This window comes from Micromonospora sp. NPDC049891, from assembly GCF_040660295.1.
Classification (GTDB): Bacteria; Actinomycetota; Actinomycetes; order Mycobacteriales; family Micromonosporaceae; genus Micromonospora.
This window is the reverse complement of sequence record NZ_JBFAML010000001.1, coordinates 264,993-278,364: the sequence shown is the minus strand read 5'-3', so window position 1 is coordinate 278,364 and position 13,372 is coordinate 264,993. Positions and strand designations below refer to the sequence as shown.

Annotated in this window: 12 protein-coding genes; 2 read left to right on the top strand and 10 right to left on the bottom strand. The window is 71.3% G+C overall.

Going from position 1 to position 13,372, the window contains the following annotated elements; genetic code table 11:
• Positions 1-166 precede the first annotated feature (166 nt).
• Entirely contained in the window at positions 167-835 is a 669-nt protein-coding gene (locus AB0I71_RS01405) for an alpha/beta fold hydrolase (protein ID WP_357581606.1), read from the bottom strand.
• A 160-nt stretch (positions 836-995) separates the two neighbouring features.
• Between AB0I71_RS01405 and AB0I71_RS01400 the strand changes: the two genes are divergently transcribed.
• Complete coding sequence (locus AB0I71_RS01400; protein WP_099847805.1) at positions 996-1,175, top strand: hypothetical protein; 180 nt, start codon at positions 996-998, stop codon at positions 1,173-1,175.
• Positions 1,176-1,191: 16 nt separating this feature from the next.
• Here the strand turns inward: AB0I71_RS01400 and AB0I71_RS01395 are convergent, their stop codons facing one another.
• The 6 genes from AB0I71_RS01395 to AB0I71_RS01370 form a co-directional block, all read right to left on the bottom strand.
• Entirely contained in the window at positions 1,192-3,567 is a 2,376-nt protein-coding gene (locus AB0I71_RS01395) for a glycosyl hydrolase family 65 protein (RefSeq protein WP_357581259.1), read from the bottom strand.
• Positions 3,564-4,316 carry a beta-phosphoglucomutase family hydrolase gene (locus tag AB0I71_RS01390; RefSeq protein ID WP_357581258.1) on the bottom strand — a complete coding sequence of 251 codons (753 nt, stop codon included), beginning with the start codon at positions 4,314-4,316 and terminating at the stop codon, positions 3,564-3,566. The genes AB0I71_RS01395 and AB0I71_RS01390 overlap by 4 nt, the downstream gene beginning before the upstream one ends.
• A 108-nt stretch (positions 4,317-4,424) precedes the next feature.
• The gene (locus tag AB0I71_RS01385; protein ID WP_357581257.1) at positions 4,425-5,009 is read right to left on the bottom strand and encodes a hypothetical protein; all 585 of its coding nucleotides are present in this window, start codon (positions 5,007-5,009) and stop codon (positions 4,425-4,427) included.
• 611 nt (positions 5,010-5,620) lie between these two features.
• A complete protein-coding gene (locus tag AB0I71_RS01380) occupies positions 5,621-6,085 on the bottom strand; it encodes a DUF4442 domain-containing protein (protein ID WP_357581256.1) in 465 nt (154 codons plus the stop codon).
• A gap of 105 nt (positions 6,086-6,190) precedes the next feature.
• Complete coding sequence (locus AB0I71_RS01375) at positions 6,191-6,379, bottom strand: DUF397 domain-containing protein (RefSeq protein ID WP_357581255.1); 189 nt, start codon at positions 6,377-6,379, stop codon at positions 6,191-6,193.
• Positions 6,370-7,170 (bottom strand): helix-turn-helix transcriptional regulator, encoded by an 801-nt coding sequence (locus AB0I71_RS01370; RefSeq protein ID WP_357581254.1) that lies wholly within the window; start codon positions 7,168-7,170, stop codon positions 6,370-6,372. Before AB0I71_RS01370 ends, AB0I71_RS01375 begins: the two co-directional genes overlap by 10 nt.
• A gap of 254 nt (positions 7,171-7,424) precedes the next feature.
• On the opposite strand from AB0I71_RS01370, the gene AB0I71_RS01365 reads away from it, so the two are divergent.
• Positions 7,425-7,763: a hypothetical protein gene (locus tag AB0I71_RS01365; RefSeq protein ID WP_357581605.1), complete on the top strand. Its 339-nt coding sequence runs from the start codon at positions 7,425-7,427 to the stop codon at positions 7,761-7,763.
• A 15-nt stretch (positions 7,764-7,778) separates the two neighbouring features.
• Here the strand turns inward: AB0I71_RS01365 and AB0I71_RS01360 are convergent, their stop codons facing one another.
• From AB0I71_RS01360 to AB0I71_RS01350, 3 genes are all read right to left on the bottom strand, one after another.
• Positions 7,779-9,083 carry an ABC transporter ATP-binding protein gene (locus tag AB0I71_RS01360; RefSeq protein ID WP_357581604.1) on the bottom strand — a complete coding sequence of 435 codons (1,305 nt, stop codon included), beginning with the start codon at positions 9,081-9,083 and terminating at the stop codon, positions 7,779-7,781.
• A 147-nt stretch (positions 9,084-9,230) separates the two neighbouring features.
• Positions 9,231-11,420 carry a bifunctional glycosyltransferase family 2 protein/CDP-glycerol:glycerophosphate glycerophosphotransferase gene (locus AB0I71_RS01355; protein WP_357581253.1) on the bottom strand — a complete coding sequence of 730 codons (2,190 nt, stop codon included), beginning with the start codon at positions 11,418-11,420 and terminating at the stop codon, positions 9,231-9,233.
• A 15-nt stretch (positions 11,421-11,435) separates the two neighbouring features.
• Positions 11,436-13,361 (bottom strand): DUF5941 domain-containing protein, encoded by a 1,926-nt coding sequence (locus tag AB0I71_RS01350; RefSeq protein WP_357581603.1) that lies wholly within the window; start codon positions 13,359-13,361, stop codon positions 11,436-11,438.
• Positions 13,362-13,372 lie beyond the last annotated feature (11 nt).

Genomic DNA, 13,372 nt, shown 5'->3' with positions numbered 1-13,372 from the left:
GTGCCGCCAGCCGCTCGCCCACCGCGCCACGGGTTGCGGCGAGCCGAGCCGGGCTCTCATGACGCCCCACATACCGCAACCCGCGCCCACACGCCGGCCCGACAGCCCGAATTCCCGCATGTCGCGCCCGCAGACCGGGCGGGTACCGGGGCGACGGGTGCGTGTCCTACGCGGGGGTGGGGTGGGGGTGCAGGTGGTCGTGGAACCAGTCGGCGGCCGCCTCGGCGACCTGGTCCAGGGTGCCCGGCTCCTCGAAGAGGTGCGTCGCGCCGGGGATCACCCGTAGTTCGGCCCGGGACGTCAGCTGGCCGAGCGCCTGCTCGTTGAGGGTGATCACCTGCTCGTCGAGACCGCCGACCAGGAGCAGCGTGGCGGCGCGCACCTGGCCGAGCGCGGAACCGGCCAGGTCGGGACGACCACCACGGGACACCACCGCTCGTACCAGATCTGGCCGTTGCGCCGCGGCGACGAGCGCGGCGGCTGCCCCCGTGCTCGCGCCGAAAAGGCCGACCGGGGTCGCCCCGAACGGCCGTTCGGCGGCCAACCAGTCCACGATTCCGGCGAGCCGGTCGGCGAGCAGCCCGATGTCGAAACGCAGCTCGGCGGTGACCGCGTCCACCTCGTCCTCGGCGGGGGTGAGCAGGTCCACCAGGACCGTGCCGAGCCCACCACTGTTGAGCTGGTGAGCCACCGCCACGTTGCGCGGGCTGTGCCGGGAACTGCCACTACCGTGGGCGAACAGCACCGCCCCGACCGGCTCCGCCGGCACCAGCAGGTCGGCCGGGAGCAGCACCTCACCCGCCGGGATCGTCGCCGCTTCGGCGCGTACGTCCATCTCGCCCCCCAGTGGCTGTCTCACCCGCCCGGATACCCGGCCCGGCCGACAACACGCCCCGGTGGCCCTGAGGGTTTGCGCCGGGGGGTGCCGGGTAGCCGACGGGCGACCGCAGACGGACCGGCGTCACCGGCGCCCCCGACAGATCGCGAGGACCGTCATGGCGCATCACCAGCGTGAGCCCGTGCAGTCCGCCGCCGAACGCGAGCGGCGGGAACAGGACGACAAGCGTGGACGGGACTGGGCGGACGACGCGGCTCAGGCACGTTCGGCCGACGATCCCCGGGCGAGGACGCCGCACGACGCCACCGGCCACCCTTCGCAGGGCGAGCCGATCTGACGACGGCTCAGCCAGGTCAGGCCGGATTCTCCGGCAGCCGGAGCAGCGGCGCCCGGCCGGGTGCCTGCTCCGGCACCGGCAGGTCCGTACGCGGTGGCGGGTTCGGCACCGTCACCGGCTCGTCGCAGGTGACGCGCACCGGTTCGCCGTGGTGACGCAGCTCGATGACGGCGTCCGGCGCGGCGTGGTGCAGGGCGTACGTCGTGTCGTGGCCACGCACGTCGACCCGTAGTCGCATGCCGCACCACTGAAGCGAGAACGACAGGGCGTTGAGCCGGCTCGACAGGCGCGGCGCGAACGACAGCATCCCGTCATGGTCCCGTAGGCCGCCGAACCCGGCGACCAGCGCGATCCAGGCACCCGCGAGCGAGGCCATGTGCACCCCGTCGCGGGTGTTCTCGTTCAGGTCGTGCAGGTCCATCAGCGCGGCCTCGCGCAGGTAGCTGTGCGCCAGATCGGAGTAACCGACCTCCGCCGCCAGCACCGCCTGGGTGCAGGCCGACAGCGAGGAGTCGCGGACCGTACGCCGCTCGTAGTAGAGGAAGTTGCGCAGCTTCTCCTCGGCGGTGAAGGCGTCGCCACGCCAGTGCATGGCCAGCTCCAGGTCGGCCTGCTTGATCACCTGCTTGCGGTACAGATCGAAGTACGGATAGTGCAGCAGCAACGGGTACTTGTCCGGTGGGGTCTGCTCGAAGTCCCACTCCTGCAACCGGGTGAAGCCCTCCACCTGCTGATGCACCCGGAGTTCCTCGTCGTACGGGATGTGCATGGCCGCGGCGGCGTCCCGCCACGCGGCGGCCTCCTCGTCGGTGACCCGGAGGTGGAACGCCTCGTCGCGGTACCGCATCGCCACCTCGGCGGCGGTATGCAGATTCCGTTGAGCCATCAGGTTCGTGTAGATGTTGTCGTTCTTGACGGCGGTGTACTCGTCGGGACCGGTGACCCCGTCGATGTGGAAGTTGCCGGCGCGGTCGTGGTGCCCGAGCGAGCGCCACAGCCGTGCGGTCTCCACCAGCAGCTCCAGGCCGATCTCCCGCTCAAGTTGCCGGTCGGCGGTGACCAGTACGTAGCGGCGCAGCGCGTCGGCGATGCCGGCCGCGATGTGGAACGCGGCGGTGCCCGCAGGCCAGTACCCCGACGACTCCGGCCCCTCGATGGTGCGCCACGGGAAGGCGGCACCGGCCAGGTTGAGCGTCCGCGCCCGCTCCCGGGCCTGTTCCAGGGTGGAGAAGCGCCAGTAGAGCGCGTCCCGTACGGCGGCCGGGTGGGTGTAGGTGAGCACCGGCAGGACGAACATCTCGGTGTCCCAGAAGGCGTGCCCGTCGTACCCGGGCCCGGTGAGCCCCTTGGCCGAGATGGGCCGCCGTTCCGCCCGTGCGCCCGCCTGGAGCACGTGGAACAGGCCGAACCGGACCGCCTGTTGCACCTCCGGGTCCCCGTCCACCACGACGTCGGCGGCGTCCCAGAACTCGTCCAGGTACTCCCGCTGCTCGCGGACCAGGCCTTCCCAGCCGTCCAGCTTCGCCGCGGCCAACGCGGCACCGACCTGGTCACGCAGCGCCGGCAGCGACCGCCGGCTGGACCAGCCGTAGGTCAGGTACTTGACCACCTGGAGCTTCTGGCCCGGCGCCAGCACGCAGGCCACTGTGGTACGCACCCAGTCCTCGTACCCCTCGGAGCCGACGGACGTCCGGGCCGGCGACGTCACCTCGTGGTCCATGGCGGCGGCGACCCGCAGGCCGGAGACCTTTGTCTGATGGATCAGCAGCCCACCGGCGGGGGTGGTCAGCTCCTCCTCCGCCTGCAACGGCGACTCCAACACCGCGGCGACGCGCGGATCGCGGCTCTGCGGCGGCAACGTCTCGTTGGCCACCAGCTCCGACTGGATGATCAGCCGCAGCGGTTTGCCGTCGGCCACCTCCACCTCGTAGCGGATGGCGGCCACCGAGCGCTGCCGGAAGGAGACCAGCCTGGTGCTGTTCACCCGGACCTCGCGACCGGCCGGCGAGCGCCAGTGCAGTGACCGGTGCAGCGTGCCGGCGCGCATGTCGAGGATCCGCTCGTGGGCGAGCACCTCGCCGTAGCGCACGTCGAGCGGCTCGTCGTCGACCATCAGCCGGATGAGCTTGCCGTTTGTCACATTGACGATGGTCTGGCCGGATTCGGGAAAGCCGAACCCGGCCTCCGCGTACGGCAGGGGGCGCAGCTCGTAGAACGAGTTGAGGTAGGTGCCGGGCAACCCGTGCGGCTCACCCTCGTCGAGGTTGCCGCGCAACCCGACGTGCCCGTTGGACAGTGCGAACACCGACTCGGACTGGGCGAGCACGTCCATGTCCAGCCGGGTCTCCCGGACGTGCCACGGTTCGACCGGGTACGCCCGCTCCCGGATCACTCGGGCCGCCCGGCGTCGAGCAGGTCGGCGAGGTCGTCGACCACCACGTCGGCGCCGTGCGCGCGCAGCTCGTCGGCCTGGCCGGCCCGGTCCACGCCGACCACGTACCCGAAACCACCGGCCCGGCCGGCTTCGACACCGGCCAACGCGTCCTCGATCACGGCCGCCTTCTCCGGTGCCACGTCCAGCAGTTTCGCCCCGGCGAGGAAGGTGTCCGGGTGCGGCTTGCCGCGCAGTCCCTCGGCCCGGGCGGTGAGCCCGTCCACCCTGGCCTCCAGCAGCGGCTCCAGGCCGGCGGCGGCGACCACCTCGCGGCCGTTGGCGCTGGCCGTGACGACCGCCCGGCGCAGCCCCGCCGCAGCCACCGCCTTGAGGTACGCGACCGAGCCGGGGTAGACGTCCACCCCGATGGTGCGGATCCGCTCCAACACCAGGGTGTTCTTCTGGTTGCCGAGGCCGTGCACGGTCTGGGCGCCCGGCGGATCCTCCGGCGACCCCTCGGGCAGCGTGATGTCCCGCGAGGCGAGGAAGTTGCGTACCCCGTCGAGGCGGGGGCGGCCGTCGACGTAGCGGTGATAGTCCGGGCCCGGGTCGAACGGCCGGTAGGGCTCACCAGTGGTGGCCGACCGCCGGCGCAGGTAGTCGTCGAACGTCTCGGTCCAGGCGGCATTGTGCACCCGGGCGGTCTGCGTGAGCACACCGTCGAGGTCGAACAGAACAGCGGTCACGTGATCAGGCAGGCCGAGCATCGTATCAATCTATCCGCCGACGCGTACCGGCAAACGCACTTCCCCGGATACCGGCGCGGCGGCGTACGGGGTGCGGTCAGTCGGCCGCACCCACCTCGCCCAGCGTGGTCAGAGTCCGGCTGCGGAGTCGTACCTGCGCCGCAGATCGGCCATCTCGGATGCGCCGAGCGCCTCCTTCTCCGCCAACTCCGCGTACTTGGCCGGGAACATCTGATGCAGCCGGTCGATGAACCTGGTGTCCTCGGTGGCCTCGACCACCTGGATGCCCACCGGTTCGGTGGACATGTCCATGATCACGGGGCCGGCCAGTTTGACCGCCCAGTCCCAGGTGCGCCCCTGCTCGGCGACCCCGCAGAGGTGGAAGCCGTAGACCGTCTTCACGTCAGCGAGCACGGTGACGTCGGCCGGCTCGTAGCCGTAGACGTGGACTCCGCAGATCACCGCCGGCTTGACCTCCTCGCCGTTGGCCACCTGCTGGACCTCGTGCCCGGCGTGATTGTGCTGCTCCGGGTCGGCCTGCTCCAGCGTGGTACGCATCCGGTTGACGATCTGCCCGTGCAGATCCGGCGGCTCCGACTTCGAGCCGACCGAGTTGACAAGTACGACAGCGCCCGCCGACACCACCAGCAGGATCGCCGCCGCCCACACGTAGCGGTGCCGGAGCCACCCTGCGAAACTCTCCCGGGAAATCATGATCGCTTCTCACCTCGTCGCCGGTTCTGTGCGTTGCGGACCGCTGGGACGCCTCCCGGCAGGTCGGCGGTCGACCTTCTCGGTCGGCGCGAAGACAGATGCCGGTGATACGAACGGCGGAACACCGTGCCCGGGTAGGTGTGACCGTTGTGGTGCAGGTGGCCCAGCTAGGCGGCGCGCAGGCAACTGCCCGAGGTGCTGCGCTGCCGGCACTGCGTTGCTCCCGTTGCTGGCCGTGCTCAGCGCGTTTGCCCCCGCGCTGCGGCGATATGAGCCATTCCAGCACGCTTGGGCCCACCCCGGCAACATCGACGATCCTCAACGGTCCCGACGACGCCCTGAAGTCGATCATCGCCCGGCGCGGGACAGGCGCAGCCGTGCCGCATCACCCGCGATCCCCCCGCGCTGGACGGGCGCAGGATGTCGCATCACCCGCGATCCCCGCCCAGGACGGGCGCAGGATGCCGCATGTCGGGCGATCCTCGGGTCAGCAAGGCCCCACCTGCCGCATCCCGGGCGCTTCACCACGGCGGAAGAGGCCAAGATGCCGCATGTCGAGGCGGGCCGATGAGGCCGGGTGTCCGGTCCGAGCCGGCCGCGATGGGCTGCGGTCAGTTCGGGCGCAGGGTCCAGATGACAGTCATCTCCGCGGTGGGCTTGCCCGCCTCGGTGGCGATTTCCACGCGTACCGGAAATTCGGGTCGCTCGCCGGCCTCCAGCTCCGCGACCACCTCTGCCGGCGGCCGACCGAGCCGCGCCGTGGCCCGCACCGGGCCCATGGCGAGCTTGCGGTAAGCGATCTCCGCCCGCACGGCCAGCGGCGTGGCCCGGTCGAGCAGATGGCCGAACGCGGCGAGCACCACCGCACCGGAGGCCGTCTCCCCGAGGGTGAACATGGCCCCGGCGTGCGGACCACCGACGTGATTGTGGGTGGCCGGCGAGTCGGGCAGCCGGACCACCGCCCGGACCGAACCTTCCGCCTCCGGGGCCACCTCGACAAATTCGAAGCCGAGCGTACGGGCGAACGGCACCGCCTCAAGCATGCCGGCCGCCACCTGCCGCGAGTCGATGGTCATACCCAGACGCTACCCGCTGGTAACTTTGTCAGGCAAGACGCGATCCGTGGCAGTGCAGGTGTTCCGGAATCGGCGTGTCGGCCACCTGCACCGCCACGGATCGGGTCAGCGCCGGGTGGCGTACGCGAGGAAGGCGCGCCAGGTGTCGAGGGTGAAGGTGAGCGCCGGGCCCTGCCGGTCCTTGCTGTCGCGCACGCCCACCACGCCGGGCAGGTTGTCGGCGACCTCGACGCAGTCGCCCTGGTTGCCACTGCTGCGGCTGCTCTTGCGCCAGATCGCGCCGGTCAGGTCCATGATTCCGCCGCCTCCGAGATCATCTTGAGGGTGGCCCCGTGCGGCAGCGCCTCGGCCCGGACGGACTCCCAGTGCTGCCGCAGGGAGTTTACGTCCACAGTGCGCTCTGCGATGGTGCCCTTCAACTGGTTGTCCAGGTAGGCGAGGTCGTCGCCCTCGGAGGGCGTGGCGATCACGAAGGCGCCGTTGAGCCCGGGATAGGCACCGACGCCCCTGGGCACCACGTGCAGGTGCACTCGGGTCCGGTTGCCCACGGTCACCAGGTGCCGCAACTGCTCCCGCATCACCTTCGGGCCGCCGACCGGGCGCTCCAGCACCGTGTAGTCGAGCACCGCCACCAGCAGCGGCGGGTTCGGCCGGTCGAGCACCTTCTGCCGGTCGAGTCGGGCGGCCAGCGGCTGCTCCACCTGGTCGCCGACGAGGTGACTCGCGCCCTCGTAGAGCGCGCGGGCGTACTCCTCGGTCTGGAGCAGGCCGGGGACCACCAGCGGCTGGAAGCTGCACAGCGCGGTGGCCTCCTGCTCGATCGTCACCCACTCCCGGAACCACGGCATCAGGCTCTCCTTGAGGATCGCCTCCCGGATCCGCAGCAGCAGCCCCTCGCCGCCCAACGCCTCGTCGCAGCGCTGGGTGAACTCCTCCCGGGGTGCACGGCGACACTGCTCGACCGAGGCCACAAGCGACGCCGAATAGTTGATCTGCTCGCCGAGCGCCTCCTGGGAGAGCCCGGCCCTCGTCCGGAGCCGGCGCAGCTCACCGGCGAACAGTTCCAGCATGGGCATCCGATCCATCTGCACACCTCTGCACATCGGTGCCGACCGTGTCGTACGGCCGGGCTGGTAGGGCGCGATCGCCTTCCGAAGCTAGTGCCGCCCTCACCAGACTGTCACGTAACGGATACCCCGGGTTGCGGCAGATCGCGGGGTTTTCGTACCCGGGGTCCGTCCGGCCTCCCCCGCCGAGACGGACCCCGGACCCCATGGCGGCGAGTGGAGACAGTGGATCGGAGCGAATGGACATGAGCAGCCCTGTGCCGAGCCGGCCGGTGATCGGCCATCAGCTACCGCAGCCAGGCGGCGGACCAAGCCCGGACCGCCCTCGGGCATACCCGGCGCACGAGACACCGCACACCCCGCTGCGCCCACTGTGGTGCTGCCGGGCCTGCGGGCATCCGTGGCCCTGCTCGATGGCCCGCCTGCTGCTCAAGGTCGAGTACGGCCGCAACGAGATCGGCCTGTCGATCTACCTCTCCGGCCTGTTCTACGAGGCCACCCGCGACCTCTACCGGCTCAACCCCGACGACGGTCCCGCCCCACGCGACCTCTTCACCCGCTTCGTCGCCTGGTCCCCCTACCGCCGCCCTCTTTCGCCCCCGCCTCGATGATCGAGCGGGGGCAGGTCAGCGCCAGCCGACGTCGATGCGGTCGCCGCGATCGTCGAAGAAGTGCAGGGCGTCCATGCGAACCTGGACCGCGAGCGGGTGACCGGCGGTGACGGCCGGGTACGGCGCGAGCCGGACCGCGAGTTCGGCCGGGCGGCGGTGATGGCGGCCCGGGTCGTGCAGCACGCTTGTCCGGTTGCCGTTGCCCCCGGGCGTCGCCGACTCGTTTGTGGCCCTGCCCTTGATCCGCTGCATCACCTGGCCGAACCGGCGCAGGCCGCGCTGACCGGGCGGGGTTTCCGAGTCGACCGGCCCGCCGATGTCGTCCACCATGATGGCGGTCGCGCCGATGTCGAGGAAGGCCAGCGACTCGTGACCGTGGTGTTCCAGGTAACGGATCCGACCCTGGAGCACGTCACCGGGGGTGTCCGGCGCGACCGGGGTGAGCGCCTCGGCCCGCATCCCGACCACGATCCGCTCGCCGTGGTAGTGCGCCACGGACCGGCTGCGGATGTCGTCCCAGGGCAGGTAGAGCGCCTGTTCCCCGAGGGTGAGCGTGACGTAGCGGTCGAGGTGGACGTAGACCGACGCCTCCAGCAGGTTCATCCGGGGGCTGCCCAGGAACGCGGCCACGTAGAGCGTCGCCGGCCGGCCGTACACCTGGGTCGGCGTGCCCACGTCCTGCAGGACGCCCTTGCGCATGATGGCGACCCGGTCCGCCATGGTCAGCGCCTCGGCCTGGTCGTGCGTCACGTAGATGGTGGTGACCCCCAGCTCACGGGTCAGGCCGGAGATCTCCGCCCGCAGCTCCGCGCGCAGGCCGCTGTCCAGGTTGGACAGCGGTTCGTCCATCAGGAAGAGCCCCGGCCGGCGGACGATCGCCCGACCCATCGCGACCCGCTGCCGTTGCCCGCCGGAGAGCTGGCTGGGACGTCGGGCCAGCACGTCACCGATGCCGAGCGCGCTTGCCACATCGGTGACCCGCTCACCGCGCGGCGTCGGCTCGACACCGGCCAGCTTGAGCGGGAAGGCGATGTTGTCGTTGACGCTCATGTGCGGGTAGAGCGCGAAGTCCTGGAAGACCATCGCGATCTTCCGCTCCCGGGGCGGCAGGTCGTTCGCCAGCTCCCCGTTGAGCATCACCGCGCCGGAGGTCGGGTCCTCCAGACCCGCGACCATCCGCAGCACCGTCGACTTGCCGCAGCCGGACGGCCCGAGCAGCACCATGAACTCACCGTCGTTCACGTCGAGGTTGACGCTGTCGACCGCGACCGTGCCGTCCCGGAAGACCTTTGTGACATCCTTGAGCGCGACGGTGGTCACCGTCTCCTCCCCCACCTCGGTCCACGACACCCCGAATGACTGTGGCCAGGATCATGCGGATGGCACATCGGGTAAACGTGCCATGTTTGAATCGTGACAGACCTATTACGTTCCATCGATTAGCGGCGATTGGGCGGAACTTCCAACTCAGTCGAGGGTCTCGCCGAGGAACACCCGGCGTACCACCCGCTCGGCGGCGCGTCCGTCCTCCAGGGCGCAGAACCGCTCCCGGAAGCGCGCCCGGACCCGCTCGGCGTCGGGTGACCGCAGCGCACCTGAGCGGAACACGTCGAGCAGTTCGGTGAAGTTCCGGGCCACCGGGCCCGGCGGCTCGGCGGTGATGTCCAGGTAGACACCCCGGGTCAGCCGGTAGGCGTCCCAGTCGGGGGCGTAGATGACGATCGGTCGGTCCAGCACGGCGTAGTCGAACATCGCCGATGAATAGTCGGTGACCAGTACGTCCGCGGCGAGATACAGATCCTCGACGCGGGGATGGGCACTCACGTCCAGGACCCGACCACGGGCGGCCGGAGGTGGCAGCCTCCGGTCCCGGTCATGGAAGTAGTGGCTGCGCATCAGCAGCAGGCCGGCGGGGCCGAGCGCGTCGAGGAAACGCTCCGGGTCGAACGGCGGACGGTACCGGGGCAGATGCTCCCGATGGGTCGGCGCGTACAGCACGACCTGCTCACCGAGGCCGGCGTCGAACTCCGCGCGCAGCCGCAGCACGTCCTCGGCGGTCGAGGTCACCAGCCGGTCGTTGCGCGGGTATCCCACCTCCAGGGTGGTGTACCCGGCCGGATAGGCGCGTTCCCACATCTGGGTGGAGAAGCTGTTCGAGGTGACGCTGAAGTCCCACCGGTCCACCCGGCGCAGCAGCCCGGCGAAGTCCATCCCGCCCGCACCCAGCGGATAGCGCTGCTGGTCCAGCCCCATCACCTTGACCGGGGTGCCGTGGTGGGTCTGCACGTGCACGGTGCCGGGCCGCTTGCGCACCGAGTCCGGGAAGTTGACGTTGTTGATCAGCCATCGGGCCCGCGCCAGCGCCCGGTGGTACGCGGCGGTGCCCGCGACCACGTACTCGACGCCCTCGGGCAGGGTGTGCACCCGATCCCGGCGGACGATCCACACGCCACGGACCTGCGGTGCCAGCCGGCGGGCCGCCTCGTAGATGGCGGCCGGATTGCAGGTGTAGCCGCGATACCAGTACGCCGCGTAGACGGCCAGGTTCTCCTCCACCGGGCGGCGCCGCTCGGCCCGCTGGTACTGGCGCAGCACCACGTCACGGGCCCGCCGCACGCCGAGCCGGGCCGGCGGCAGCACCCGGCGGCGGGTCCCGTGGGCAACCCGCCGGACGGTCTCCCCCGCCCGGCTCGCGGTCCGCAACGCGCTGAACGTACGCCACCGACCGGCCGCCACCAGCCGGTGCTTGAGCCCCGCCACCCCGCCCGGCACCCGATGCCCCTCGGGCGGCCGGAACCGGGCGTGCTCGATGGCGACCCGGGCGAAGAAGGTCGGCCGCAGCTCGGGCCCGATCCGGTCGCCGTTACCGAGCACCACCAGGTAGTGCCACATCATCCGCTCGAAGATCTCCGGCCGAAGTTCCTCGGCCCCGAGCCGGTCCAGTTCCCGGAACACCCGGTGCCACTGCTCGAACACGTCGAAGTGGCGTTCGCCGCGGGTCCTCGTGATCGCCCCCGCCCGCCGCTGCCGGTAGTTCACACAGACCAGGTCCAGCACTCCGATACGGTCGGCGGCCAGCAACGTCGGATAGCTGAAGGAGACGTCCTCGTACCAGCCGGGTGCGAAGCGCAGCCCCACGTCGGCCAGGAACTGTCGACGGACCAGCCGGTTCCACGCCGTGTGCAGCAGTTTCACCGTCTCGGGCCGCTCAGCCAGCCGGAACGTGACCGGCCCGGGCGGGACGGGGAAGACCTCGGCCATCGCGCTGCGGCTCACCGTGTCGTCCCAGTGCGCGCGTACGTGGTCGACGATCAGCACGTCCGGCCGGGTCTCGCGTAGTCGGGCGGCCACCTCGACCAGGCAGTCCGCTGTCAGCCAGTCGTCGCCGTCGACGAACCAGACGTACTCGCCGACGGCCCGGTCCAGCCCCACGTTGCGAGCCGGGCCGAGCCCGACGTTGCGGTCCAGGCGTACGGCCGTCACCCGGTCGTCGCGGTCGGCGTACTCGGCGAGGATGTCTCCGCTGCCGTCGGGCGAGCAGTCGTCGACTCCGATCACCTCGATGTCGGCGACCGGTTGGGCGAGGATCGAGTCCAGGCACTCCCGCAGGTAGCCCTGCACCCGGAAGGCCGGGACGACGAAGCTGATGAGCGTCATCGTCCCGGCCCCTCCTCAGCGCGTCGCGCGACCTCCCGCAGCCGCCGGCACCTGCGCGGCGCGTACCGGCCGGACCACCCAGGCCAGCACCACGCTCGCCACGAACAACACCAACAGGTAGATACCGAGTGTAGCTAGACCAATACTCACGATTCCGGCGATCGCCGTCAGGGCCAACACCGCCGAGCGCCCCTCCCAGCCGAGCGTGGCCGTGTGCAGCGGTGGTGCGGGCTGCCGCTTCTCCAGCCGGGCGACCAGGTCGTAGTGGTGCAGGGTGAGCACGAAGACGTACCCGAAGATCAGCCAGGGCGGCGCGCCGCCGATCACCCCGACAGCGATGGCGAACAGGTACTCACCGGCCCGCAGCGCGGCCGGCACCAGCCAGTCCAACGGCCCGTTGTGTGCCGCCCCCGACCCGGCCGCAGCGACCAGCAGGACCAGCAACACCACCGGCACCGCCGCCCAGTGCAGCCACCCGGACGCGGCGCTCCCGCTACCCGGAACCTCCACCAGCGTCACCAGCAGCAGCACCGCCGAGCCGAACGCCGCAGCCGTCGCGAGCAGCAGCGGCCCCGGTCGCCGCAGCACCGGCAGCCGGGCGGCGAGCGGACCGTCGTCGCGATGCAGGGTCGCGTCGAGCGTGTCCAGCACCGGCACCCACATCCAGCGTGCCCGCAGCGTACGCAGCCCACCGGTGTACGCGAACGCCAACAGGCCCCAGGTCAGCACCGCCAGCAGGGCGACCCGCTGGTCGAAGAGCGCCACGGCCAGCGAGATCAACGCCCACCGTTCCCCGATCGGAAAGACCACAGTGCGCTTCAGCCAGTAGGACACCGAACCGGTGTCCGCCTGCACCCGGGTCGACGCCGCATTGAGCCGGTCGCCGATCCCGCCGCCACCGGCGCCGACGGTCTTCGGCCGGCGGGCCGCCTCGTCGTGCAGCACGCCGTACCACGCGTCGGTCATGTGCCGCACGGTCTGCATCGTCATCGCGGCGATGGCCAGCGCCCAGCCGTACCGGAACCCGGCCGCCGTCGCGCCCCACCCGAGGCCGGCGTAGACCAGGTACTCCTTCGCCCGGTCGGCCATGGTGTCCAGCCAGCCGCCCCAGGCACTGAAGTTGCGGGTGTACCGGGCCAACTGCCCGTCCACGCAGTCCAGCACGAACCCGAGGTAGAGCAGCACCGCGCCGACGACGAGCAGCGGCCGGCCACCGGCGGCGAACATCGCCGCCGCGGCCACCGCGAAGGCCACCGAGACCATGGTCACCGCCGTCGGGCTCAGTCCCAGCCGGGCGCAGACCTTTGTGACGTACGGCGACCAGGTACTGACGAAGTAGGTGGTGAAGAAGTCGTCCTTCTCCTTCACCGACAGCCGCAGCTCGGCCCGGTCCTCGTCGACAGCGGCCACCGCCGCCTCGGCTCGGGCCAGGCCGGTGGCGTCGTCGACCCGGTGCGCGACGAGCAGGCGTACCCGGTGCGCGAAGACCAGCGCGCCCTGCCCGGTGAGTGCGGCGAAGAGCTGGTCCACGACGGGACCTGCCGCCCCGTCCGGGCGGGCGACCTGTCCAGCCGGCTCGAAGAGGTCGACCGCGACGGCTCCGGCCGGTAGTCGACCGGCGGCGACCGCGCGGGCCGCCGCCACCAGCGCCGGTACGTCCTCCCGGCCGACCCGCACCGCACCGCCGAAGATGCCGGTGGCCGCACCGTCCGCCAACTGTTCGGGGCGGCCCGCCTCGACCACCTGGCCGCGCTCCTCGCGCAGCACCGTCAGCCCGTCGGTGGGCGGGTCGGTGAGCACCAGCGCCACTGTCGGTCCGACCGGGCTGGTCACCAGGTGCCGCAGTACGGCCGTGTGCGCGACCAGGTCGACCCCGCTGACCACCACCGGACCGTTGGCCGACCCGGCCAGGTCGGCCAGCTCGTCCAGATCGGCGGCCATCCGTACCTCGG

What these genes read in the sequence shown, in the direction of transcription:
- AB0I71_RS01405 (WP_357581606.1), bottom strand. Translation starts at nt 835, where the DNA reads ATGGACGTACGCGCCGAAGCGGCGACGATCCCGGCGGGTGAGGTGCTG.
- AB0I71_RS01400 (WP_099847805.1), top strand. Translation starts at nt 996, where the DNA reads ATGGCGCATCACCAGCGTGAGCCCGTGCAGTCCGCCGCCGAACGCGAG.
- AB0I71_RS01390 (WP_357581258.1), bottom strand. Translation starts at nt 4,316, where the DNA reads ATGCTCGGCCTGCCTGATCACGTGACCGCTGTTCTGTTCGACCTCGAC.
- AB0I71_RS01385 (WP_357581257.1), bottom strand. Translation starts at nt 5,009, where the DNA reads ATGATTTCCCGGGAGAGTTTCGCAGGGTGGCTCCGGCACCGCTACGTG.
- AB0I71_RS01380 (WP_357581256.1), bottom strand. Translation starts at nt 6,085, where the DNA reads ATGACCATCGACTCGCGGCAGGTGGCGGCCGGCATGCTTGAGGCGGTG.
- AB0I71_RS01375 (WP_357581255.1), bottom strand. Translation starts at nt 6,379, where the DNA reads ATGGACCTGACCGGCGCGATCTGGCGCAAGAGCAGCCGCAGCAGTGGC.
- AB0I71_RS01370 (WP_357581254.1), bottom strand. Translation starts at nt 7,170, where the DNA reads ATGGATCGGATGCCCATGCTGGAACTGTTCGCCGGTGAGCTGCGCCGG.
- AB0I71_RS01355 (WP_357581253.1), bottom strand. Translation starts at nt 11,420, where the DNA reads ATGACGCTCATCAGCTTCGTCGTCCCGGCCTTCCGGGTGCAGGGCTAC.
- AB0I71_RS01350 (WP_357581603.1), bottom strand. Translation starts at nt 13,361, where the DNA reads ATGGCCGCCGATCTGGACGAGCTGGCCGACCTGGCCGGGTCGGCCAAC.